This window comes from Rathayibacter sp. AY1B6 (assembly GCF_002932755.1).
In the GTDB taxonomy this organism is placed as follows: domain Bacteria; phylum Actinomycetota; class Actinomycetes; order Actinomycetales; family Microbacteriaceae; genus Rathayibacter.
Window position 1 is genome coordinate 112,803 of record NZ_PSWL01000004.1, and the last position, 22,384, is coordinate 135,186.

Consider the following 22,384-nt stretch of genomic DNA (forward strand, 5'->3'; position numbering starts at 1 on the left):
CGTGCCGGCGTCCGTCGGCACCACGGTCACGTCCGTGCGCGCGGCGCGGCTGCTCGACGAGCTCGGTCCCGCGGCGGAGGCGGCGCTCGACGCGGCCCTGGGCGGTCGCGGTCGCGGCCGGGCCGCCCTGGAGCGGCGCCGCGACGGGGCGTCACCGGAGGAGCGGAGGCGGTGGGTCGAGTTGGAGCGCCGGGCGTTCAGTGCGGAGGCGGACCCTGCGGCCCTCGAGGAGCTGGCGCTGCTGCGCGCGCGGCTCCGCGAGCAGAATGGGGCGCTCGACGCCGCGGTCGCCGGACTGGCGGCGCCTGCCGGACCCGCAGTGGCACAGGGTCGGGTCGGCCGCGCGACGGCGAGCGGCTGGGACGAGACCGGCCGAGACGAGACCGGTCGGGACGGGACCGGTCGGGACGGGACCGGTCGGGACGAGATCGGCCGAGACGAGACCGGCCGTGACGAGACCGGCCGTGTCCGGACCGGTCGGGACGGGACCGGTCGGGACGAGACCGGCCGGGACGGGACCGGTCGGGACGAGACCGGTCGGGACGAGACCGGTCGGGACGAGACCGGTCGGGACGAATCGGGCCGAGGCGAACCAGGCCGGGACGCGCCGCCCGGCTGGGGCGAGCGCAGCGGGACGACCGGGGGCGACGACGCCGACTTCCGTGACTCCGTCCCGCCCCGCCCGCGCCGGCTCCTCGGGGTGATCGCCGCGCTCGTCGCCGTGCTCGGGCTCGCCGCCCTCGGTGCGGCCGCCTCCGTCGCGCTCGCCCCTCGCCCGTCGCTGGAGGTCTTCACCGAGCCCTGGGACGTCCCCGACGACGTCGCCACGCGCCCCCTGTCGACCCTCGCGAGCCTCCGCGTCTTCCACTGGGGCCCGACGCGCTACCTGGGCAGCATCGCCGGAGTCGACTACTTCGCCACCCTCAGTCTCGACTCCTTCTCGGCCGCGGAGCTCGCCGACGAGTCCGTCTGCCTCTACGGGCTCGCGCGCTCCGACGGCGACGTCGTCGTCACGGACTGCGCGGCGACCGCCGACTTCGTCGCGACCGGCATGACCCTCTCGCCCGACGACTACCACGGCGACGCGGGCGGCGCCGGAGTCGCCTGGGGCCCGACCGGTGGGATCCGCTCGGCCGGCTGAGGCGGCTCCGCCCGATCCCGCCTGCCCCGGCCCCGCCCCTCAGACCCGCCGCGTCGACGCCCGCTCCACCAGCGGCATCGGCACCAGCACGCGCTCGCCCGGCGCGCCGCTGAGCAGCCTCCGAGCAGGGCCGCGTCGCGACGATGCTCGTCGGTCCCACCCTCGCCGAGCTGACGGCGGCTCAGGCCGCGGCGCGCACCCCCGGAGTCGTCGAGTGGGGCGAGCGGGCGATGACCCTCGGCGGTGCCCTGCCCGTCGCGCTCGTCGGACCGGGCACGGGCTTCAACGACCCCGTGCTGCAGGCCGCCGAGATCCCCGGAGCGGGCGGCATCGGCTCGGCCCGCGCGCTCGCCGCGATCTGGTCGGCGGCGTTCACCGAGACCGAGGGCGTGCGGCTGCTCGAGGACGCGACGATCGAGCGGGCCACCGCTCCGCTCAGCAGCGGCCCGCCGGTGTGGCCGGTGCCGGGCCCGTTGCCGGCCTTGGGCTGCGGCTTCCAGCTCGGCACCGGGGCCCGCCGGTACCTCACTCCAAGCGGCTTCGGGCACGACGGCGCGGGCGGACGGGTCGCCTTCGCCGACCCGGACGCGGGAGTCGGCTTCGCGTTCCTCACCAACCGGATGGAGGGGGTCGGCGACGTGCGCGCGACCCGCGTCGTCGAGGCGCTCGCGACCGCGCTGCGACTGCCCGCTCAGCGCTGACTCTGACCCCTCCGCCCCACCCCCGTCAAGGGGTGGGGCGCCCGGTCGGCGCCGTCCTAGCGTCGGGGGACGGGCCGACCGGAGGGGCGGTCCGGGATCCAGGGGAGGGCGAGATGCAGAAGCTGTACTACGCGAGCGGATTCGTGCTGCTGGGCGACGAGGTGTGCTCGGCGGTCGTCGAGTACGCGCAGGCGCTGGCGAACGTGGGGAAGTCGGACCTGGTCGTGGTGCCGTCGCTCTCGGACGAGGGGATGCGCGGCGAGACCCGTCTCCTGGTCGGACCGGCCAGCCAGCTCTTCACCAGCCCGGCGCTCGACCGCGGCGTCGACCTCGACGACCCGGAGGCGGTGGAGTCGATGCGCGAGAAGACCCGCCGGCTCCAGCCCGCGCGGCCGACCGTGCAGCCGCGCGGCGAAGGCGACGACAGGGAGGACGACGGCGGGACCGACTACCTCTGAGGTCTCAGGTGTCGAGCGTGGTGCTGGGGCGCTCGCCGAAGCGGTGGGCGTACGAGGCCGAGAACCGGCCGAGGTGCGCGAAGCCCCAGCGCCGTGCGACCTCGCTGACGCTGACGACTCCGGACTCGCCCGCCCGCAGCTCCCTCTGCACGCCGTCCAGCCGGATCCGCCGCAGGTAGTCGACCGCGGTGAAGCCGAACTCGCGCCGGAACTCGGTCTGCAGCGTCCGCAGGCCGATGCCCGCCGCGTCGGCGATCTGCTCGGTCCGCAACGGCTCGTGAGCGTGCGCGTACATGTACTCGACCGCCTGGCGGAGGCGTCCTGATCGGGGCACTCCGAGGTCGCCGGGCGTGTCGAGCGTCGCGTGCGGGAAGGTCTCGAGCAGGGCGACGGCGACCGCGCGGTCAGCCTCTCGGCGCAGCAGCGGCGAGCTGTCGGCGTCGTAGATCACCCGGGCGACCGTCGCGACGGTCGCCGACCAGCGTCGCAGCGCCGCGCCCTCGGGCCGTGACGTGGTGTCGAAGAGGAGGGGGCCGCGGGTGCCCTCGACCTCCTCCGCGATGCCCTCGAGGTACGCGCCGTCGAAGTGGATGAGGTTCTGGCGGTAGTCGTGGAACTCGAACCGGCTGGGGCGGTCGTTGACGAAGATCGCCGGCTGCCCGAATCCGAGGGTCACCGCGTCGCCGTCGAGATCGGTGACGCCCGCGCCGGCGGTCAGCCACGAGACGACGTACTCGCCCTCGGTCTGGATCGAGCCCTGCACGGAGCCGGCGAACTGGCTGCCGCGGAGCGTCACGTCGCCGTCGCCGACGGAGGTGTAGCGGTACGAGAAGTCCTCGCCGGGCTCGACGACGAAGCGGTGCCCGTTGTACGACTGCTCGAAGAGGGCCCGCGCCTGCTCGATGTCACGCCCGCCGATGTCGGAGCGCATGACCTCGTCCTTCTCGTTCATCCCGATCAGGGTCGCACGGGAGGCGCCCTCCACCGCGTGCCCCGAACGGGGAATTCGTTAAGCGGATAAGCCAGTCGCGGGTCCGGCGGCGCGGGTCATGGCCTGGACGGTCGCCGCCTGGAACTGCGTGAGCAGCACCACGGTGTGCCGCGCTCCGGCCTCGACGGCGAGCGAGAAGGTGGCGCCGGCCGACGTGGCCCGCCAGGAGCGGATGTCGCGGGTGCCGACGCGGGTCGAGTCGCCGGTGCCGGCGCTCCTCAGCACCAGGGAGTCGGGCAGCACGCAGAGCGCGCCCGACACCCCGTCGACAGTGGAGGAGCACTCGAAGCCGGCATCGTTGTGCACTGCACCGGCGAGCTCGACGAAGTCGGTGACCTCCATCGGCTCGTCGTCGTCGCGCCTGGACACGGCGCGCTCAGGCAGCGTGCGTGAGCCCGGAGGACTCGGGCTGCTGCGCCGGCTCGGTGACGATCCGCAGGCCCCGGCCGCTGTTGGCCTCCTCCATCAGTGCGCGCACCCAGGTGGCGTTGATCGCCGGCATGCGGCTGCCGTGGAACGAGAACTGGAGGGGGATGGTCGGGTGCAGCCAGAGCGTCTGGCGTCCGGTGCCGTGCGCGCTCGAGGCGTCGAGCTGGAAAGCGAACGCCTCGTCGCGGCGGAACTTGTTGATCATGACGATCTGCAGGTGCGCGAGCGCACGGTCGTCGATCTCGTGCGAGGTGGGGGGAGTGCCGTAGAGGAGAGCGCCCATGGTGCGTGCCGCCGTTCTGTGCTGTGTCGCGGGTGCCGGCCGCGACGGTGGGGTGCCCCGACGAGTGCCGCCGGGAGGGGGAGTGCGAGAGGGTGGGGGGTGTTCGTGGGGAGCAGGACCCGGGGTGTGCCGTGCCGCCGAGTCGAGTGTCCGGAGTGTCGATCCGGGGTGCCGGGCTCCGGGATGCCGATCCCGGGTGCCGTCGCGCCGACCCCGCCGACGCCTGCTCTGCAGGCGGTGGAGTCGGACGGTCGTGCCGTCCCTCCGGCTGTTCTCCGAAAGTACGCCCCTCGTTCGGAGGGCACGTGCCGTTATCCGTAATGCGAAGCGGTGGCGTCGGCCGCCGGGCGGACTCCCAGCCGGGCGACTCCGGGGCTCAGTCACGGGATGCCTCCGGTGGCGGTGCGGCTGCGTCGAGACACCGCGCTCGTGTGCGGGACGCCGCCGGCGCGGCGGTGTGTCGAGCGGGCTAAGGGTGTCTCGGCGGGGCGGCGGGCGGAGCGGGCGGGTGCGCTCCTGCGGGTCGAGGGCGGCGGGCATGAGGTCGCGTCGGCAGCGGATGTCGACGGCGCCGTTCTCGGGGACCTTCCGCTCCTGGCGGCCCGGCTGCCAGAGCAGCGGCTCCGCCTTCGGATGCCAGCCGCTCCCCGAGGGCGGGCGGCCACGGACATCTCCGGGCGGCGGGGGAGAGTCTCCGACGCGGGACCCGAGCCCGGATCGTGTTCAGAACGCAGGAAGGATTCGTCCGAGCGCCTCCCGATCCGCGGAGACCGGCCGCCGTTCGGACGTTCTTCCTGAGTTGTGAACAGGGGCGGGGGATCGTCGCCCGCCGCGCAGATCCTCCACCCGTCGGCAGGCACTGTGGTGCCGCTCCCCGCAGGATGGACGCATGCCCTCCTCCGCCGACCGCTTCCGCCGCGCCGCCGTCGAGCTGGCGCTGACCTCCGAGCGGCAGGTGGAGTGGGCGCTCGCCGTCGCGGACGACGCGCGCCTCCTCGCCCTGATCGACCAGCTTCCCGCGCAGCACCGGCAGCCGTCCCTGCTCTTCTCGGTCGCGCGGCTGCTCGGCGTGCCCGACGTGGACGGCGCCGGGTTCGCCGTGTGGCTCCGGAGCGAGTGGGGGCGGGTGGCGCCGGTCGCGGCCGTGCGGCGGACGCAGACCAACGAGGCGCTGCGGTGCGCGCCCCTGGTCGCGGCGCTGGAGCGGATCACGGAGCCGGGCGAACCGGTGGCGCTCGTCGAGATCGGCGCCTCGGCGGGGCTGTGCCTGGCTCCGGAGCGGTACTCCTACGCCTTCACGGCGAGCGACGGCGAGACGCGGCTCGGGACGGGCGCGCCTCTGCTGCGGTGCGCGGTGAGCGGAGGCGCGGCGCCGGCGCGGCTTCCGGTCGTCGCGTGGCGCCGGGGGCTCGACCTGGCGCCGCTCGACATCCGCACGCCCGAGGACGTGGCCTGGCTGGAGGCGCTTCTCCCGCCCGACCGCCCGGAGCGGACCGCGCGTCTCCGCTCGGCCGTGGAGACTCTGCAGGACGGCCCGCCGACGATCGTCGCGGGCGATGCGGCCGCCGAGCTGCCCGCCCTGCTCGACGCGGTACCGCGCGGTCTGCGGACGGTCGTCGTCTCCCTCGGGACCCTGGTCTACCTCCCGTGGGCCGCGCGCGAGAGCGTGCTGGCGACGGTCGCCGCGCGCGACGCGAGCCTGGTGACGCTCGAGGCGGAGGCGCTGCTCCCGCACCTCGTCGCCGCCCGGCGGGCCCGCGTCGCTCCTGAGCCGACCCCGTTCCTGCTCGCCGCCGACGGCGTCCCGCTCGCGAGCGCGGCCGCCCACGGCGGCACCCTCTCCTGGCTGACCTGAGGCGCGCTCCCGCGCCGCGTCCGGGGTGCGCGGAGCCCGGTGCGCGGAGCCCGGTGCTCCCTCCGCCACTGTTCACAAGTCGTCGCACTCGGCGTCGAGTGCGACGACTCCTGGACAGTCGCGAAGGTGAGGACGGCCGAAGTCAGAGCCCCGGCGCCCGAGCGCCCTACAGGCCGTCGACGACGAGCTGCGTCGCGCGCGGGACGTACGAGGTGTTCGTCGTCGGGTCCCATCCCACGAGCGCCACCGCGTCGCCACCGACGCGCGCGGTGATGCCCACGAGCGAGAACGGCTTGCCGCCCACGGCTCCGGACACCTTCCAGCCGAGCGTCTCGTCGGCGCCGGTCAGGGTCTGCTCGGTGCGCTCGACGGTCGTCTCGACCGGCACGCCCTGCATGGCGAAGAGCGCCGAGCCGGAGGCGCAGCGCGTGGTCGCGTCGGTGGCGCTCGCGAGGAGCGAGGCGGCCGCGTCGGCGGTGCCGGTGCTCGACACGACGGCGGTCATGGAGCGGTCGGCGCTGGTGCCGTACGAGAGCCCGGCGGCGGGCTGCGCGGTGTCCCAGCCCAGGCCGAAGGGCGAGAGGCAGCTGGCGTCGGTCGCGGTGAGGCCGGGGTAGATCGAGTCGAGCATCTCCTGGATGCTCGCGTACTCGCCGGGCACGAACTGCACGCCGGTCAGCACGGCGGCCACCTGCTCGCCGGTCTTCTGAGCGGTGTCGGCGGCAGGGGCGGCGGCCGTCGCGGTGGCGGACGGGGCGGCCGACGACGAGGGGAGCGTCGGAGTGAACGGCCGGAGCGTCGATCCGCTCGTCGCGGTCCCCGCGCAGCCCGAGAGGGCGAGCAGCAGCGCGCCTCCGATCAGAGTCGTGCGCAGCAGTGCCTTGGACATCGTGTCTCCCCCTTCGCCCGCCGGCGCCGCACCGGGGCGCCTGAGGCTAGCAGAGCCCCGCATCCCGGAGGCGGCACCGCGGCGCCTGCACGACGAAGGCCGGGAGCCCGGATCGACGCCCTACGGCGTCCCCCGGCCCTCCCGGCCTCCGCTCCGCAGCTCAGATCTCGGTGTGCCCGAGCTCGGCCCCCGCGAGAAGGCGGATCTCCGGCTCGGCGATGCCCTCCAGCTCCAGTACCACGACGCGGTTGCGGCCGGCGCGGGTGACCGGCGCGGGGACGATCAGCGTGCGCTGCGGTCCACGGCGCCAGTAGCGACCGAGGAGGAAGCCGTTCACCCAGACCAGGCCCTTGCCCCAGTGCAGCGTGTCCACGTACAGGTCGGCCTGCTCGTCGAGCTCGAACGAGCCGGAGGCGAGCTGCGGCCCGGCCGAGAACGCCGGCGCCGCGACGGCGAGGTCGTGCAGGCACTCCAGAGCGAGGGCGCGGGCGGCCCAGCCGATCAGCTCGGCGCCGTCCAGCCGCACCCCTCCGATCAGGCCCTTGTGCTCGCCGATCCGCGTGCCGTAGTTCACCCGCCCCTGGTTCTCGACCAGGATCGCGAGCTCGCCGCGTCCGCTCGGGAGCGTCAGCGCGCGCTCGTGGTGGTCGCGCGCCAGCACGCCCACCGGCACGCCGTCCAGCAGCACCCAGGCGCGGTCGCGCACCTCCTCGCCCACCACGAGGCGGGCCGGAGCGGAGGAGCCGTCGAGCGTCGTCGTGAAGAGCACGAAGCCGTCGTCGTGGCCGAGGTCGTCGAAGGAGGCCATCGCGTCGAGGTGCGCGGCCGGTCCGAACGCCTGGCCGAGGCCGAGCAGGGCCGGGCCGGAGACGAGCGGAGCCGTGAGGGCCGGCGCCGGCGGGCGCATCGCGGGCACCTCCTCGGGCACCGGCGCGTAGCGCGCGATGACGTCGCGGAACGCCCAGAACTTCGCGGTCGGGTCGCCGCCCTCGTCGAGCGGGGCGTCGTAGTCGTAGCTCGTCGTGATCGCGGCGTAGCGGCCCTTGTCGTTCGCTCCGCTGGTCAGGCCGAAGTTGGTGCCGCCGTGGAACATGTAGATGTTGACGGAGCCGCCGGCCGCGAGCAGGGTGTCGAGCTCCTGGGCGGAGGCGTCGGCGTCGGTGGTGTGGTGCTGGGTGCCCCAGTCGTCGAACCAGCCGCACCAGAACTCCATGCACATCAGCGGACCGGTGGGCTGGAACTCGCGCAGCGTCGCGAGGCGCTCCGTGGTCCGCGAGCCGAACGAGCCGGTGAGGTGCAGGCCCGGGAGGCTGCCGTCGGCGAGCATCTGCGGCGTCGGCTGGTCGATGGTGGTGAGCGGCACCGTGATGCCGGAGTCGCGCGTCACCCGGACGAGCTCGGCGAGGTACTCCTTGTCGGAGCCGTACGCGCCGTACTCGTTCTCGATCTGCACGAGGACCACGGGCCCGCCGGCGTCGATCTGGCGCGGCTCGACGATCGCGTAGACGCGGCGCAGGTAGTCGCTGACCGCCGCGAGATAGTTCGGCTCGGAACGGCGCACGCCCACCTCGGGGTCGCGGAAGAGCCAGGCGGGGAGGGCGCCGTTGTCCCACTCCGCGCAGATGTAGGGGCCGGGGCGCACGATCGCGTGCATGCCCTCGGCGGCGATCAGGTCGAGGAAGCGGCCCAGGTCGAGCCCGGCGTCCTCGCGCCACTCGCCGCGGCGCGGCTCGTGCGCGTTCCAGGCGACGTAGGTCTCGATGGTGTTCAGGCCCATCAGGCGGGCCTTGCGGATCCGGTCGGCCCAGAGGTCCGGGTGGATGCGGAAGTAGTGCAGCGCCCCCGACAGGATGCGGTGCGGGCGGCCGTCGAGCTCGAAGTCGGCGGCGCCGATGGCGAAGCGGCTCTCGGGAGCGGTGGTCATCTGGATCCCCCTCAGGATCGGTGCCCGGTGTGTCCGAGCGTGAGAACGACGCGGGGCCGACCGGAGCGATCCGGCCGGCCCCGCGTCGAGCAGTGGTGCTACTCCGAGACGGTGAAGCCCTGCGCGTTGCCGTACTGGACGAGCTTGCTCTGCCAGTCGGCGAGGCCCTGGTCGAGGCTGGTGCCGTTGGCGTACGCCTGGCCGACGGTGTCGCCGAAGACGCTGTTCGCGTAGACCTGGTAGGGCAGGTACGACCAGCCGGAGCGGACGTCCTTCGAGGCCTGGGTCAGCACCTCGTTGATCTTCTGGCCGCCGAAGTACTCCGACTCCTGACCGGTGAAGTCCGAGCTGTCGAGGTCGGCCGTGGTCGACGGGAATCCGCCGCTCTGCAGGAAGACGTCGACCGAGGCCTGGTCGCTGTTCAGCCAGCGCAGGAACGCGGCGGCCAGCGCCGGGTTCTCGCTCTGCTTGGTGACGGACTGGCCGCCACCGCCGTTCTCGGCGCTGACGGCGGTGCCGTCGTAGGTCGGGATCGGCGCGACGGCCCAGTCGCCGGAGGCGTCGGGGACGCTGGACTCGAGCACGCCGGGCATCCAGGCGCCGGTCACCAGCGAGGCGATGGAGCCGTCGGCGAGGCCCTTGTACCACTCGTCGCCCCAGGCGGGGGTGTCCGAGAGCAGCTTCTTCTCGACGAGCTGGTTCCAGACGCCGGTCCACTTCGCGGTGCCCTCGTCGGCGAGGTCGATCGTGACGTCCGTGCCGTCGGTGGTGAACGGCTCGCCGCCCGCCTGCCAGATCATGCTGGTCGCGAAGCCGGCGTCGCCGGTGTCGGCGGTGATGTACTTCGACGGGTCGGCGGTGTGCAGCTTCTCGGCCGCGGCCACGTACTCGTCCCAGGTGGCGGGGACGGCGATGCCGTACTGGTCGAAGACCGTCTTGTTGTAGAACAGCGCCATGGGGCCCGAGTCCTGCGGGAGGCCGACGAGCTTGCCGTCGATGTTGACGCTGCCCCAGGTGGAGGCGGAGTACTTGTCCTCGAGGTCGCCCATGCCGTACTGCGACAGGTCGAGGAGCGAGTCCGACAGCGCGAACTGCGGCATGGCGTAGTACTCGATCTGGACGACGTCGGGGGCGCCCGAGCCGGCCTTGATCGCGTTCTCGAGCTTGGTGTACTCGTCCTTGTTGGTGCCGGCGTTGACGAGCTCGACGTCGACCTTCGGGTAGGCCTTCTCGAACGCGGCGACCTGCGCCTCGGCGCTGGGGGTCCAGCTCCAGTACGTGATCTTGCCACCGGCCTCGAGGGCCGAGTCGAGGTCGGCGGCGGAGCCGGCGCTCGTGGTCGTGCCGCCACCGGAGGTGGACGAGCAGGCCGCGAGGGAGCCGGCGGCCAGGGCCGCGACGGCCGCGACCGTCAGGGTCCGCCGGAGGGCGGAACGGGCGATCTTCATGGTGGTGTTTCCCTTCACTTCTTCGTGCTGCGGGTGCTGTGGACGGGGCAGGACGCTCCGGCCGGGGGATGGGTAGGGGAGGGCTCAGCCCTTGACGCTGCCGGCGCTCAGGCCGGACTGCCAGAAGCGCTGGAGTCCGAGGAAGGCGACGACGATGGGGATGATCGTGAGCAGCGAGCCCGTGATCACGAGGTTGTAGATCGGCTGCGCGCTGACGCCGGTGGCCTGCGCGTTCCACTGGTTGAGGCCGACGGTGAGCGGGTACCAGGTGGGGTCGCTCAGCATGATCAGCGGGAGGAAGTAGTTGTTCCAGGTCGCGACGACCGAGAACAGCAGCACGGTCACGATGCCGGGGGCGAGGAGTCGGATGGAGATGGTGAAGAAGGTGCGGAACTCCCCCGCCCCGTCCATCCGCGCCGCTTCGAGCAGCTCGGTGGGCACCGACTCCACCGCGTAGACCCATACCAGGTAGAGGCCGAACGGGCTGATCAGCGAGGGGATGATGATCGCCCACGGGGTGTTGGTCAGGCCGAGCTGGCTGAACATGAGGAACGTCGGGACGGCGAGGGCCGTGCCGGGGACCGCGATCGCTCCGAGCACCACGGCGAAGACCGCCTTGCGGCCCGTGAAGCGGAACTTCGCGAGGCCGTAGCCGGCGAGCGTGGCCAGGAGCGTCGCTCCTCCGGCGCCGACGACGACGTAGAGCAGGGTGTTGCCGAGCCAGCGGAGGAAGATCCCGTCGCGGTAGCTGAGGGTGTCGGCGATGTTCTGGAAGAAGACGAAGTCGCCGTCGAACCAGAGGCCGAAGCTCGAGAGCAGGCCGGCCTGCGTCTTCGTCGCGTTGATGACCAGCCAGGCCAGCGGCACGAGGCTGTAGAGGATGAAGACCGACATCAGCAGGGTGAAGGCGATCGACTTCTTGGGCTGCACCGAGGAGCCGCGGCGGGCGGCCGGGCGCTTCGGGGCGCGGGAGGGCGTCCGGGGAGCGGTCGCGAGGGCCATCAGTTCTCCTTCCGCGCGCCGCGGAGCTGCACGACGTAGGCGATCACCGCGGTGATCACGCCCATGACGATGGCGACCGTGGCCGACGCGTTGTACTGCTGACCGGCGAAGGACAGGTTGTAGGCGTACATGTTCGGGGTGAAGTAGGTGGTGATGATGTTCGGCGCCAGCGTCCGGAGGATGTTCGGCTCGTTGAACAGCTGGAAGCTGCCGATGATCGAGAAGATCGTGGCGATGACGATCGCGCCGCGCAGGGCGGGCAGCTTGATCGAGCGGATGACGCGCATCGGGCCGGCGCCGTCGATCTCGGCCGCCTCGTAGAGCTCGCCGGGGATCGTCTTCAGCGCGGAGTAGAAGATGAGCATGTTGTAGCCCACGAACTCCCACGTGACGATGTTGCCGATCGAGGCGAGGATCCAGTCGCGCGAGAAGGGCTGGACGACATCGGAGCCGAGCAGGTCGTTGACGTTCGCGGCCAGGCCGAAGTTGTCGCCGTAGATGAAGCCCCACATCAGCACCGCGACGACCGCGGGGACGGCGTAGGGGAGGAAGACCACGATGCGGAAGAAGCCGGTGCCGTGGAGGCGGCCGCTGTCGATCGCGAGGGCCGCGACGAGGGCCAGCACGAGCATCACGGGGACCTGCACGACGAGGAACAGCAGGACGCGGCCGAAGCCCTCCCAGAAGTTCGGGTCGGTGAAGATCGCCGTGTAGTTGGCGAAGCCGACGAAGGAGTTGCCGCCCACCAGCTGCTCGCGGAACAGGCTGAGGTAGATCGAGTAGACGACCGGGGCGATGAAGACCAGGAGGAAGACGACGAGGAAGGGGGCGACGAACGCCAGGCCCTTCCACTCGCTCTTCGCCCGCGACTTCGGGGCCGCGAGGGGGGACGCCGGAGGGGCGACCTCGCTCAGCGGGACGGGGGGAGACGTCGTCGTCATGGGATTCCGTTCGGGAGTAGTGCGGGCCCGCCATGTTCACGTCAACATGGCAGAGCGTCACCGTAGCATGTTCACGTCGCCACCCGCGACTGTTCCTGCGTCACGATCCGGCGCACGATGCACCACGGCTGACGGGCGGCGCGCTATAAAGGGAACCCCATGGCACTCGAGACCGACCGCCCGTCCCCGTCCGCCCGGCCGCGACGCGGCGTCTCGATGGCCGACGTGGCCCGGCGCGCGAACGTCTCGGGCCAGACGGTCTCGCGGGTGTCGAACGGCAAGCAGAACGTCGACGGCGAGACGCGCGAGCGGGTCCTCGAGGCGATGCGGGCCCTCGGCTACCGGCCCAACAGTGCTGCGCGGGCGCTGCGGACGGGACGCTTCCACAGCATCGGCGTGATCATGTTCACGCTGTCCTCGTTCGGCAATATGCGCACCCTCGACGCCATCGCGGTCGCGTCCGCCGACGCGGGCTACTCGATCACCCTCATCCCCGTCTCCCACCCCACCCAGGGCGAGGTCTCGGTCGCGTTCCACCGGTTGAGCGAGGAGGCGGTCGACGGCGTCATCATCATCGTCGAGGCGCACCTGCTCGACGAGGCCGACATCGTCCTGCCGCCGGAGCTGCCCGTGGTGGTCGTCGACTCCGCCGGCGGCGAGAAGTACCCCGTGGTCGACACCGACCAGATGTCGGGCGCCCGTCAGGCCGTCGAGCACCTGCTCGGACTCGGCCACCGCACCGTGCACCACATCGCCGGCCCGGACCGCTCCTACTCCGCCGAGCGCCGCCACGAGGCGTGGGAGTCGACCCTGATCGAGCGCGGCGCCCCGGTGCCGGAGGTGCTGGTCGGCGACTGGTCCACCGACTCCGGCTACCGCCTCGGCAAGCGGCTCGCCGCCGATCCCGAGGTCACCGCGATCTTCGCCGCGAACGACCAGATGGCGCTCGGCGTGCTGCGCGCGCTGCACGAGGCCGGACGCGCCGTGCCCGGCGAGGTGAGCGTCGCGGGCTTCGACGACATGCAGGAGTCGGCGAGCTTCTGGCCGCCGCTGACGACGGTGCGCCAGTTCTTCGGCGACACGGGCCGCCGCTCGGTCGACATCCTGCTGCGCGAGCTCGAGTCGGGCGAGCGCACCGGGGTGTCGCTGGTGCCGACCCGGCTGATCGTGCGCGAGAGCACGGGGCCGGCGCCGAGCGGTGGGGCGGGGGCGGGGGCGTCCGGGTCGGGTGCGGCTTCTTCCTCCGCGTCGTCCGCGTCCTCGGCGTCCTCCCGCTCGTCCGGCTCCTAGTCCTAGTCCTAGTCCTAGTCCTGGTCCTAGTCCTCTTCCTCCGCCTCACGTGCGATCTGCAGGCACCTGTGCGATCTGCAGGGTCGGCTAGTGCGGTCTGCAGGGGATTCTCGCGTTTCTCGGCGGCCTATCCGGAGGAGAGCGCTCCCTCGGACGGATGGCCTGCACATCGCACCTGCAGATCGCACGCACTCCTGCAGACGGCACGCACTCCTGCAGATCGCACACCTCAAGGGGTCTGGCTCCCTTGCGGACAGCGCGCACTCCTGCACATCGCTCCTGCAGATCGCACACGCTCCTGCAGATAGCTCACGCACACGTCCCCCGCTGAGCAACCTCCTGCAGATCGCACGCACTCCTGCAGATCGCACGCACTCCTGTAGACGGCACCCTCCTGCGGATCGCACGCGGCCGGCGACGCGGAGCCGCCGCCCGCGCGCGATACTGTGAGCCCTCTCACCCCGGACCTCCAAGGAGACGCACATGTCGGTCGGCCTGCTCGCGGTTGTCGATGACATCCTCACCGCCGCCCTGAAGGCGAGCGCCAAGACGGCGGGCGTCGTGATCGACGACGCGGCCGTCACCCCGCAGTACGTGCAGGGCCTCACGCCCGCGCGGGAGCTGCCGGTGGTCGGTCGGATCGCGCTGGGGAGCCTGTTCAACAAGTTCGTCATCATCATCCCGCTGGCGCTGCTGCTCTCGGCGTTCGCGCCGCAGGTGCTGCCGTACCTGCTGATCCTCGGCGGCGCCTTCCTCTGCTTCGAGGGGGCGGAGAAGGTGCTGGAGTGGTTCGGCGTCTCGCACGGCGGCCACGAGACGGAGGCGCGCGACGAGAAGAAGCTCGTTTTCGGCGCCATCCGCACCGACCTCATCCTGAGCACCGAGATCATGCTGATCGCGCTCGACGGCCTCGACCCCGACTTCGGGATCTGGCCCACGCTCGGCGCGCTCCTGGTCGTCGGGCTCGGGATGACGGTGCTCGTCTACGGCGCGGTCGCCCTGCTCGTGAAGATCGACGACGTGGGCCTGCGCCTGATGAAGAACGCGGCCCGCGGCGTGCGGCGCACCGGAGCGAGGATCGTCGCGTCGATGCCCGTCGTGTTCCGCGCGATCAGCATCATCGGGACGCTCGCCATGCTCTGGGTCGGCGGGCACCTCGTCGTCGCGAACCTCGCCGAGACGGTCTGGCACGGTCCGTACGACCTCGTGCACGTCGTCACCCATGCGGTCGAGGGCGCGGGCCCGGTCGTCGTCTGGCTGGCCGACACCTTCGTCTCGATGATCTTCGGCCTCGTGCTGGGTCTGGTCATCGCGGCCGTCGTGATGGGCGTCTCGCGCCTGCGGAAGCGCGACGGGGCGGCTGCGGGGCACTGACGCGTCTCGAGTCGCCGCGTGCCGCGGCTGCCCGACAGGCATGAGTCGCGGGCGGCTTCCCGACCCGTTCGGAGTCGGTGGGTGTCGAGTCGCCGCGTGCCGCGGCTGCCCGACCGGCAGGGATGCGGCGGCTGCCCGACCGGCACGAGTGTGCGGTTCGGGACCAGCCGGGGTGGGGGCGGGTGTCCGGCCTGCACGGGGCGTCAGGTCCTTGTTGATCGAGTAGCCCGCGCAGCGGGTGTCTCGAGATCCCGCGACGCACGGCCCCTGCCCTGACGGCCCCTGTCCTGACGGCCCCTGTCCTGACGGCCCCTGTCCTAGCGGCCCCTGCCGCACCGCTCCCACGGCGAACGACGGACCGCCCCCGTCCCCGGAGGGGCGGAGGCGGTCCGTGCCGGAGGGGGCGTCAGCAGCTGCGGGCCGCGTACGCTCCCGTCGCCACCGAGGTGACCTGCTTGCCGTCGACGGTGCCCGTCGCGGTGACGGTCGCCTGACCGGCCGCCACCGAGGCGGCGCGCGTGGTGAACGCGGCGCTGCCGCTCGCGCCGGGGGCGACTCCGGTGACCTGCTTCGACCCGGAGGGCGTCGCGATGGTCATCGAGACCGGCACGGCGGATCCGTTCTTCGCCGCGACGGTGAGCGTCACCTTGCCGGCGACGCAGCGGGTGGTCGCCGTGACCGCGATCGCGAGGGCGGCGGGCGCCTTCAGGGTCACCGTCACCGTCGTGGTCGACGTGACGGAGCCGTCGGCGGCGCGGACCGCGATGGTCGCGACTCCGCCGTTCGCCTTCGTCGGCTGGGTGATCCGCACGGTGGCCGCCGAGTCGGTCGCCACTGCTCCGATCACCGGCATCGCGGTGCCCTCGACGGTGACCGCGTAGGAGGTGCGGGCCGGGTCGAACCCGGCGATGCCGGCTCCGCCGACGCGCAGGGCGCCCAGGGTGGTGACCGCGGCCGCCGAGGCGACCGACTCGTAGAGCTTGGTCTCGGCCACGATCAGGTGCGTGTTGTCGTAGGCGTTCATCACGACGCGGAAGGCCTTGGCCGTGACGGGCGCGAACGACGCCACCAGGGTGGGAGCCGTTCCGCCGGCCGGCGACGCGAGGGCCACGGCCGACTCGTAGCCGGGGACCGCGGTCCAGGTCGTGCTGTCGGCGGCCTGGTACTGCAGCTGGTAGGTCTGCGCCCAGCTGGTGCCGCCGTCGGCGAGGAACTGCACCGACACCTTCTCGACCTGGTGGGTCGAGGGGAAGGTGTACGTCAGCGAGCTCTGCGCGGCCTTGGTGCCGTTGGTCCAGTTCGACCAGCCCTTGTCGCCGTCGACGCCGTTGCGGGTGCGCTCCGGTCCGTAGCCCGACTCCGACGACGACGCGGTCGCGACGATGCCGGCGTCCGGGTTGAAGTTGCGGAGCGTGCCCGTGGTGACGAGCACCGTGAGCGTGGCGGGGAGCGACGCGCCGTCGGCGGTCGCCGTTCCCGAGACCGTCACCTGCCCGGCCTGGGCGAGGGAGGCGGTGGTGAGCGGCGTCCAGTCCCAGACGACCGGCACCGGGAAGGTGCTGGCCGAGGCGCCCACGCGGGCGGGGACCGTGGTCGGAGCCGAGGCCTTCACTCCGGTGACCGAGGCGCCCGCGGCGGCCGTGACCGACACGGGATCGGTCGCGGTCAGTCCGCCCACGTCGACGAGCGCGGTGACGGTGATCGTCTGGCCGTAGAGGTCGGTCGCGGTGCCGGGCACCTCGACGCGGCCGGTCGAGCCGTACGCCGAGTCGGCGGGGCGCTGCCAGGTGACGGCGAGCGGTGCGCCGGCTCCCCAGGAGTACTGCGGAGTGATGCTCGCGGGCAGGGTCGGAGCGACGCCCGCCGTGGTGCGGACCGCGACGGTCTGACCCGTGGCCGGGGCGAGGTCGCGGAGGGTCCACGACTGGTTCGCTCCGCCGTTGGAGGTGTAGACCCCGACCGCCGCGCCGTCGGCGCTGGAGGCGCCGTTCACGTCGAGCGACTGGGCGATCGCCTCGTTGACGAGCGAGAAGTTCACGCCGTCGGTGGTGTTGACGATCCAGCGGGTCGCGGCGGTCGTCTTCGCCGTGTCGACGGACAGCGTGCGCAGGTCGGTGCCGGCGGTCGTCGCTCCGAGCACCCGTCCGTCGCCGTTGACGAGCACGACGCGGCGGGTGGCCTCGCGGTCGCCGGCGGCGACCTCGCGGACGGTCCAGGTCTGCTTGGCGGCCGTGGCGGAGTCGGTGGCGAGCGTGGTGAGCGTGGTCGCGGCACCCGAGGGGTTGCCGGTCAGCGCCTTGCCGCTCTGGGTGCCGACCAGCTGGTAGCGGTGGCCGTCGCGCAGGGCGGGGGCGGAGTCGGCGACTCCCGAGACTCCGTCGATCGAGAAGCTCGTGACCGACTTGGCGGGCACGGTGATCGTGGCGGTGCGTGAGATGCGGTCGACGGCCACCGGGGTCTTCGCGACCAGCGCGTTGCTCGTGGGAGCGGCGGCCGAGGAGGCCTTCGTGGTGACGTAGGGGGTGACCGCCGCGGTGTCGGCGATGGTGCCGAAGCGGGACAGGTCGAGCACGACGGTCTGGTCGGCCGTGGTGCTGTTGGCGTGCACGACGGTCGCGCCCGAGCCGTCGCCGCGGACGGCGGCGGTGGAGGAGCTGTCCGTGGAGGGCATCAGGTGGTCGCCCTCGTGGATGAACTTCGTGAAGTTCCGGATGGTGTTGAACTTCGAGTTCGTCTCGACGCCGCAGACCGGGGCCTTGGTGGAGTCGCCACCGGCGTCGGCGACGCGGCGGACCGACTTCCAGACCTCGGTCCCGTTCTCCTGGTAGGGCTTGCAGTCCAGGTCGATGTAGACGGAGCCCCAGTTGAGGTTCTCGCCCTTGGGCGCGGGCTGCTGCATGTTGTAGTAGTCCTCGACGGGCTGCCAGAGCACCCACGCCTCGGGCTCGAGCTCGCGCAGGTCGTCGTTGATGCGGCCGGCGATGCCGAGGCCGTTCTCCATGTTGGTGGGGTCGAACCCCTTGACCCAGTTGCCTTCGATCTCGCTCATCCAGAGGTCGGTGTCGGCCTGCTTCGCGAGGTCGCGGACCTTGAGGCGGCCCGAGGTCCCGTAGGTGTGGACGTTCATCCGGTCGACCTCGGCGCGGACGGCGGCGGAGTAGGCGGCCCAGTTCGTGGCGAAGATGTCGGGGTTGGTCTCGTCCATCGCGGCGAGTCCGGCGTCGGTGGTCGAGGCGTCCAGCGCGGCGACGACGTCGGGGATCAGACCCGCCTGGCGCGTCGGGCCGACGTGCATGCCCTCCTGGCGTCCGCCGGTCGGGACGCCGTTGGAGAGCTGCGTGCCCCAGTAGTCCGTGTTCGGCTCGTTGAAGGGGTCGAGCGTGTCGAACTCGATGCCGTACTCGTCCTCCATGTGCTCAGTGACCTCCACGAGGTACTTCGCGAACTTCTCCTCGGCGGCGGGCTTCAGCTGCTCGCTCTTCGCGTCGAAGCCGCCCGAGACGTAGCCGCTCTCGGTCATGAAGTACGGGGCGGAGTTGGAGAACGCCTCCCAGTGCGAGATCTGCTTCTCCTGCGCGAGCTTCTCCACCCACCAGCGCTGCGTCTCGTCGGCGGTCCAGTCGTAGGAGGCGGGGTCGTCCGGGTTCCACTTCGCCAGGAGCGCGTCGCGGTCGGCGAGCTTCGTGGAGGTGCCGCCGTAGGTCGCCGCGTCGCCGGCCGGGTTCGGCTTCCACCAGCCCTCGACGGCGCCGCCCGGGCGGAGGTAGTCCTTCACGTCGGAGGCGTTGCCGCCGCCGATGTTGTAGCGGGCGATGTTCAGGTCGAGGCCGCTGTCGCCGAAGACCTTCTGGTACAGGTCCTCGCGGAGGGCCTCGGGATAGTTGCCGGTCGCGTTCGCGAACCAGACGAGGCTGGTGCCCCAGCCCTCGAACGCCTCACCGGCGGCGGCGGGGTTCGGCGTGATGCGGAGCGCGTCCGCGGCCTGAGCGGGGGCTGCTGCGGCGGGGATCGCCAGCAGGGCGCCTGTGGCCAGGGCGGCGCTCGTGGCGAGCGCGGCGACCCTTCTGAAGGACATCGACATTGATGCGGTCTCTCTTTCGCCATTGAAATGCGGGCGTGTTCACGTGAACGCGCCCTGACGGCCGACTGTACATGTTCACGTCAACAATCGGAAGGTGCTCAGGGCGGGCGGGCCTCCCCTCGTCGAGACGCCAGGAGTTGTCGCGCTCGATGCCGAGTGCGACAACTCCTGGAGAGTGGCGGAGAGTGGCGGAGCGCGGGCGGAGCGCGGGCGGAGCGCCTGCCCGTCGAGCGGTCGCACGAGGAGATCTCGCGCCGCGAGAGGCCAGGAGTTGTCGCGCTCGACGCCGAGTGCGACAACTCCTGGAGAGTCGTGGGCGCGGGGTGGGTGCAGGCGTGCCGGGGGCGCAGGCCCGCGGGCGGGCGGCCCTGCGCACGGCGGCGCCGCGCTCAGAGGCGGTGCGTCGTCTCCGGGAAGGCCTCGGGCTCGCACTGGATGGTCGCGTGGTCGATGCCGTGGCGCTCGCGGAGGACGGCGAGCACCCGCGAGAGCGCGGTCCGGTAGTCGGCGTCGGGGGCGACGACCACGTGGCCGGTGGCGCTCTCCATGCCGGAGGTGATCGTCCACACGTGCAGGTCGTGCAGCGCCAGCACGCCGGGGACGGCGCAGACGTCGCGCTCGAGCGCGGCGAGGTCGACGTGCGCGGGCGCCGACTCCATCAGGATCCCGAGCGCCTGCCGCGTCAGCGACCAGGTGCGCGGCAGGATCAGCAGCCCGATCAGCACGCCGACGATCGGATCCGCCCACGCCCAGCCGGTGGTGAGCAGCACGATCGCCGCGACGATCACTCCGATGGAGCCGAGCGCGTCGCCGAGCACCTCGAGGGAGGCCCCGCGGAGGGTGATGCTCTCCTTCGCGCCGGCCGAGAGCAGGCGCAGGCTCACGAGGTTGACCGCCAGGCCCACGACGGCGGTGATCAGGAGGGGGCCGCCGGGCACCGCGGGCGGCTCGGCGAAGCGGCGGACCGCTTCGACGATCACGAACGCGGCGACCGCGAACAGCAGCAGGCCGTTGGCGAGGGCGGCCAGCACTTCGAGGCGGTAGGAGCCGTAGGTGCGGCCCTTCGCGGCGGGGCGGGCGGCGAGCGAGATCGCGGCGATCGACATTCCGAGCGCCAGCACGTCGGTGCCCATGTGCGCGGCGTCCGAGAGCAGCGCGAGCGAGCCCGTCGCGACTCCGACCGCGAACTCGACGACCGTGAACGCCGCGGTCAGCACGAAGGCGGCCACGAGCGGACGCCGGTGCCGGGCGGCGGCGGAGCCGGCCGGAACGCCGTGAGAGTGGCCCATCGGCTCCTCCGATCCCTGTTCGTATAAACAGTCTTGCATGCGTCCGGAGGCGAGCGCGAGCGCCCTCAGCCGACCAGCGGGTCCAGCGCCTCCCCGAGGTAGGGCGTCAGGGTCCGGGCGTACGACTCGGTGAGGTGCCCGAGGTCGCGGTACACCTTCACTCCGCCGATCACGAGGGGGCAGCCGCGGTCGTCGCAGAACCAGCGGGTGAGGTCGACCGTGGCCGCACCGGGCCAGCCCTCGGCCGCCGCGGCCATCAGCTCGCGGTCGGCGAAGGCCTCGTCGAGAGGCACGCTGCAGTCGTCCGCGGAGCCCGGCTTCTCGGCGCAGGCCAGCAGGGCGAGCGAGGGCAGCACCGGATTGTCGCGGATCGCGACCACCGTGGATCCGCGGGCGATCAGCGGCGCCCACGACTCGTGGAACCCGTCGATCCCGGCCTGCTCGTCGGGGGTGCCGGACGCGTCGACGAACACGGACTTCTTCGCGGAGTAGGCCGTGACCACGAGCGCATACGGGTCCTGGCCCGCGAGCTCCCCCTGCAGCTTCTCGTTCCAGACGTCGCAGGAGCGGCGGGCGGAGGCGGAGTCGTCGCGCCGCTCGGCGGTCGAGAAGACGCAGCCCGTCTTGTAGTAGGTGTGCAGATCCCAGCCGCGCTCCTCCGCCACGCCGCGCAGCGCCGGGAAGAAGGACGCCGCGTGCGAGTTGCCGATGAGCAGCACGCGAAGGCCGGCCGGATCGCCGAAGCGGCACTCCTTGAGCTCGGTGCCGGAGTTGCCGGTGCTGCACTCGTCGGTGTTCAGCACGGAGCCGTCCTCCGAGGCGTCGACGGCGGGCAGGCTCGTGGTCCAGGAGTCCGGGCAGGAGTTCGCGAGCGCCGCGGCTCCCACGCAGCCCTCGGTCGAGACGGGGAGTGCGTGCGCGCGGGTGAGGTCGGCGGCGATCGCGGCGTTCGTGCCGGTGAGGCCCGTCACCCCGACCAGGGCGGCGACGGCCAGCAGGGCCGCCGGGGCGAGCGCGCGGAGGCGGTGCGGGTGCTCGGCGGGGGCGCGGCGGTGGAGGGGGTCCTCGAGGAAGCGCTTCGAGGCGGCGGCGAGGAGGACCGCCGCCGCGATGATGCCCACGCCGGTCGACGCGGTCGGGTCCTCGCCGGTGCTCTCACGCCAGAAGACCAGGAGCGGCCAGTGCCAGAGATAGAGCCCGTAGCTCAGGCCGCCCAGCCGCACGAGCGGGCGCAGGGCCAGCAGCCGGCCGACTCCGCGCTCCGGGGCGGGGCCGGTCCCGGCGACGAGGACGAGCACCGCCGAGAGGGTCGGCCAGAGCGCCGCGGCGCCCGGGAACGCGCTCGAGACCTGGAGCACGAATCCGCAGGAGACGACTCCGATCAGCCCCAGCCAGCCGGCGACCGTCCTCAGGGCCGCCGGGATCGACAGGCCCGGGAGCACGAGGGCCGCGAGCGAGCCGAGCCCGAACTCCCACGACCGGGCGAGGGTGCTGTAGTAAGCGGTCGGCTGGTCGATCCCGACCAGAACGACGGAGAACGCGAACGAGAGGACGGTGAGCGCCGCGACGAGCGCCAGCAGGAACCGCGGCAGGTGCGCGCGGCGCCGCAGCAGCACGGCGGCGAGGGTCGCGACGAGCACCAGGGCGAGCCAGATCAGGTAGAACTGCCCCTGCACCGACATCGCCCAGAGGTTCTGCACCGGCGAGTGGAAGTCGTCCTGCGCGAGGTAGTCCACTCCGGCCCGCGCGAGCGCGACGTTCTCGACGGAGAACGTCGAGGCGAGCACCTCGGTGAAGGTCTGCAGCAGCTGCGAGGGGCGCAGGAGGAGCGGAGCGAGCGCCGCGACGACGACCAGCACCACCGCGGCCGCCGGGAAGAGCCGCGAGGCGAGCCTCCGGAGGAAGGCGATCGGACGGACGCGTCCGAACCGGCGGATCTGGCCGAGGAGGGTGAGGGTGGTGAGGAACCCGGCGACCACGAAGAAGACGTCGACGCCTCCGGAGACGCGGCCCAGCCAGATGTGGAAGGTCGCGACCAGGAGGGACGCGACGGCGCGCAGTCCCTCGATCTCGGGCCGGTAGCCGGAGGCGTCGGCCTTGCGCACCAGCGCGGACCGGCCGGAGGGGGCGGTGCGGGCGGAGTGGCGGGGCAACAGGATCCTTCCGTGACGGTCGGCGGGCGGTGGGGCGGGTGCCGGCGATCGTCGGTGTCCAGGATCGCGCTCTCTCGCCCCCAGGGGAACCGTGTCCGGGGTGCTGTCCACCCGGTTGGGGGCTGCGGAGGCGAG

Annotated in this window: 17 protein-coding genes; 6 read left to right on the top strand and 11 right to left on the bottom strand. The window is 72.6% G+C overall.

Annotated elements, in window-relative coordinates; translation table 11 throughout:
* Position 1 precedes the first annotated feature (1 nt).
* The 3 genes from C5D08_RS03265 to C5D08_RS03275 all read left to right on the top strand — a co-directional run bounded on the left by C5D08_RS03265 (position 2) and on the right by C5D08_RS03275 (position 2,300).
* Positions 2 to 1,141 (top strand): hypothetical protein, encoded by a 1,140-nt coding sequence (locus tag C5D08_RS03265; protein ID WP_104275796.1) that lies wholly within the window; start codon positions 2 to 4, stop codon positions 1,139 to 1,141.
* A 143-nt stretch (positions 1,142 to 1,284) separates the two neighbouring features.
* The gene (locus C5D08_RS03270; RefSeq protein WP_104275797.1) at positions 1,285 to 1,842 is read left to right on the top strand and encodes a serine hydrolase domain-containing protein; all 558 of its coding nucleotides are present in this window, start codon (positions 1,285 to 1,287) and stop codon (positions 1,840 to 1,842) included.
* A 113-nt stretch (positions 1,843 to 1,955) separates the two neighbouring features.
* A complete protein-coding gene (locus tag C5D08_RS03275) occupies positions 1,956 to 2,300 on the top strand; it encodes a hypothetical protein (protein WP_104275798.1) in 345 nt (114 codons plus the stop codon).
* Positions 2,301 to 2,304: 4 nt separating this feature from the next.
* On the opposite strand, the gene C5D08_RS03280 is transcribed toward C5D08_RS03275, so the two are convergent.
* The 3 genes from C5D08_RS03280 to C5D08_RS03290 are packed head-to-tail and all read right to left on the bottom strand — an operon-like array spanning position 2,305 to position 4,003.
* Positions 2,305 to 3,252, bottom strand: a complete 948-nt coding sequence (locus C5D08_RS03280; protein ID WP_104281916.1) for an AraC family transcriptional regulator — start codon at positions 3,250 to 3,252, stop codon at positions 2,305 to 2,307.
* A gap of 57 nt (positions 3,253 to 3,309) precedes the next feature.
* Positions 3,310 to 3,660, bottom strand: coding sequence for a hypothetical protein (locus C5D08_RS03285; RefSeq protein ID WP_104275800.1), 351 nt, complete (start codon positions 3,658 to 3,660; stop codon positions 3,310 to 3,312).
* 7 nt (positions 3,661 to 3,667) lie between these two features.
* Positions 3,668 to 4,003: an ATP-dependent DNA ligase gene (locus tag C5D08_RS03290; RefSeq protein WP_104223411.1), complete on the bottom strand. Its 336-nt coding sequence runs from the start codon at positions 4,001 to 4,003 to the stop codon at positions 3,668 to 3,670.
* Between the two features lie 889 nt (positions 4,004 to 4,892).
* Here C5D08_RS03290 and C5D08_RS03295 point away from each other — a divergent pair.
* Complete coding sequence (locus C5D08_RS03295) at positions 4,893 to 5,858, top strand: DUF2332 family protein (protein ID WP_104275801.1); 966 nt, start codon at positions 4,893 to 4,895, stop codon at positions 5,856 to 5,858.
* 166 nt (positions 5,859 to 6,024) lie between these two features.
* Here C5D08_RS03295 and C5D08_RS03300 read toward each other — a convergent pair whose 3' ends face one another.
* The 5 genes from C5D08_RS03300 to C5D08_RS03320 all read right to left on the bottom strand — a co-directional run bounded on the left by C5D08_RS03300 (position 6,025) and on the right by C5D08_RS03320 (position 12,062).
* Complete coding sequence (locus tag C5D08_RS03300) at positions 6,025 to 6,747, bottom strand: hypothetical protein (protein ID WP_104275802.1); 723 nt, start codon at positions 6,745 to 6,747, stop codon at positions 6,025 to 6,027.
* A 160-nt stretch (positions 6,748 to 6,907) separates the two neighbouring features.
* On the bottom strand, positions 6,908 to 8,671 hold the full coding sequence (locus C5D08_RS03305; protein WP_104275803.1) for a beta-galactosidase family protein: 1,764 nt from the start codon (positions 8,669 to 8,671) through the stop codon (positions 6,908 to 6,910).
* A 98-nt stretch (positions 8,672 to 8,769) separates the two neighbouring features.
* Positions 8,770 to 10,119, bottom strand: a complete 1,350-nt coding sequence (locus tag C5D08_RS03310; RefSeq protein WP_104275804.1) for a sugar ABC transporter substrate-binding protein — start codon at positions 10,117 to 10,119, stop codon at positions 8,770 to 8,772.
* 84 nt (positions 10,120 to 10,203) lie between these two features.
* A complete protein-coding gene (locus tag C5D08_RS03315) occupies positions 10,204 to 11,121 on the bottom strand; it encodes a carbohydrate ABC transporter permease (protein ID WP_104275805.1) in 918 nt (305 codons plus the stop codon).
* Complete coding sequence (locus C5D08_RS03320) at positions 11,121 to 12,062, bottom strand: carbohydrate ABC transporter permease (protein ID WP_104226355.1); 942 nt, start codon at positions 12,060 to 12,062, stop codon at positions 11,121 to 11,123. Before C5D08_RS03320 ends, C5D08_RS03315 begins: the two co-directional genes overlap by 1 nt.
* A gap of 159 nt (positions 12,063 to 12,221) precedes the next feature.
* Between C5D08_RS03320 and C5D08_RS03325 the strand changes: the two genes are divergently transcribed.
* Both C5D08_RS03325 and C5D08_RS03330 read left to right on the top strand, forming a co-directional pair.
* Entirely contained in the window at positions 12,222 to 13,352 is a 1,131-nt protein-coding gene (locus C5D08_RS03325; protein ID WP_146086070.1) for a LacI family DNA-binding transcriptional regulator, read from the top strand.
* Positions 13,353 to 13,835: 483 nt separating this feature from the next.
* Positions 13,836 to 14,726 carry a DUF808 domain-containing protein gene (locus C5D08_RS03330; RefSeq protein WP_104275806.1) on the top strand — a complete coding sequence of 297 codons (891 nt, stop codon included), beginning with the start codon at positions 13,836 to 13,838 and terminating at the stop codon, positions 14,724 to 14,726.
* A gap of 406 nt (positions 14,727 to 15,132) precedes the next feature.
* Here C5D08_RS03330 and C5D08_RS03335 read toward each other — a convergent pair whose 3' ends face one another.
* The 3 genes from C5D08_RS03335 to C5D08_RS03345 form a co-directional block, all read right to left on the bottom strand.
* Entirely contained in the window at positions 15,133 to 18,801 is a 3,669-nt protein-coding gene (locus C5D08_RS03335; protein WP_146086071.1) for a glycoside hydrolase, read from the bottom strand.
* A 395-nt stretch (positions 18,802 to 19,196) separates the two neighbouring features.
* Entirely contained in the window at positions 19,197 to 20,096 is a 900-nt protein-coding gene (locus C5D08_RS03340; RefSeq protein ID WP_104275808.1) for a cation diffusion facilitator family transporter, read from the bottom strand.
* A gap of 65 nt (positions 20,097 to 20,161) precedes the next feature.
* Positions 20,162 to 22,249: an acyltransferase family protein gene (locus tag C5D08_RS03345; RefSeq protein WP_181110076.1), complete on the bottom strand. Its 2,088-nt coding sequence runs from the start codon at positions 22,247 to 22,249 to the stop codon at positions 20,162 to 20,164.
* Positions 22,250 to 22,384: the final 135 nt, after the last annotated feature.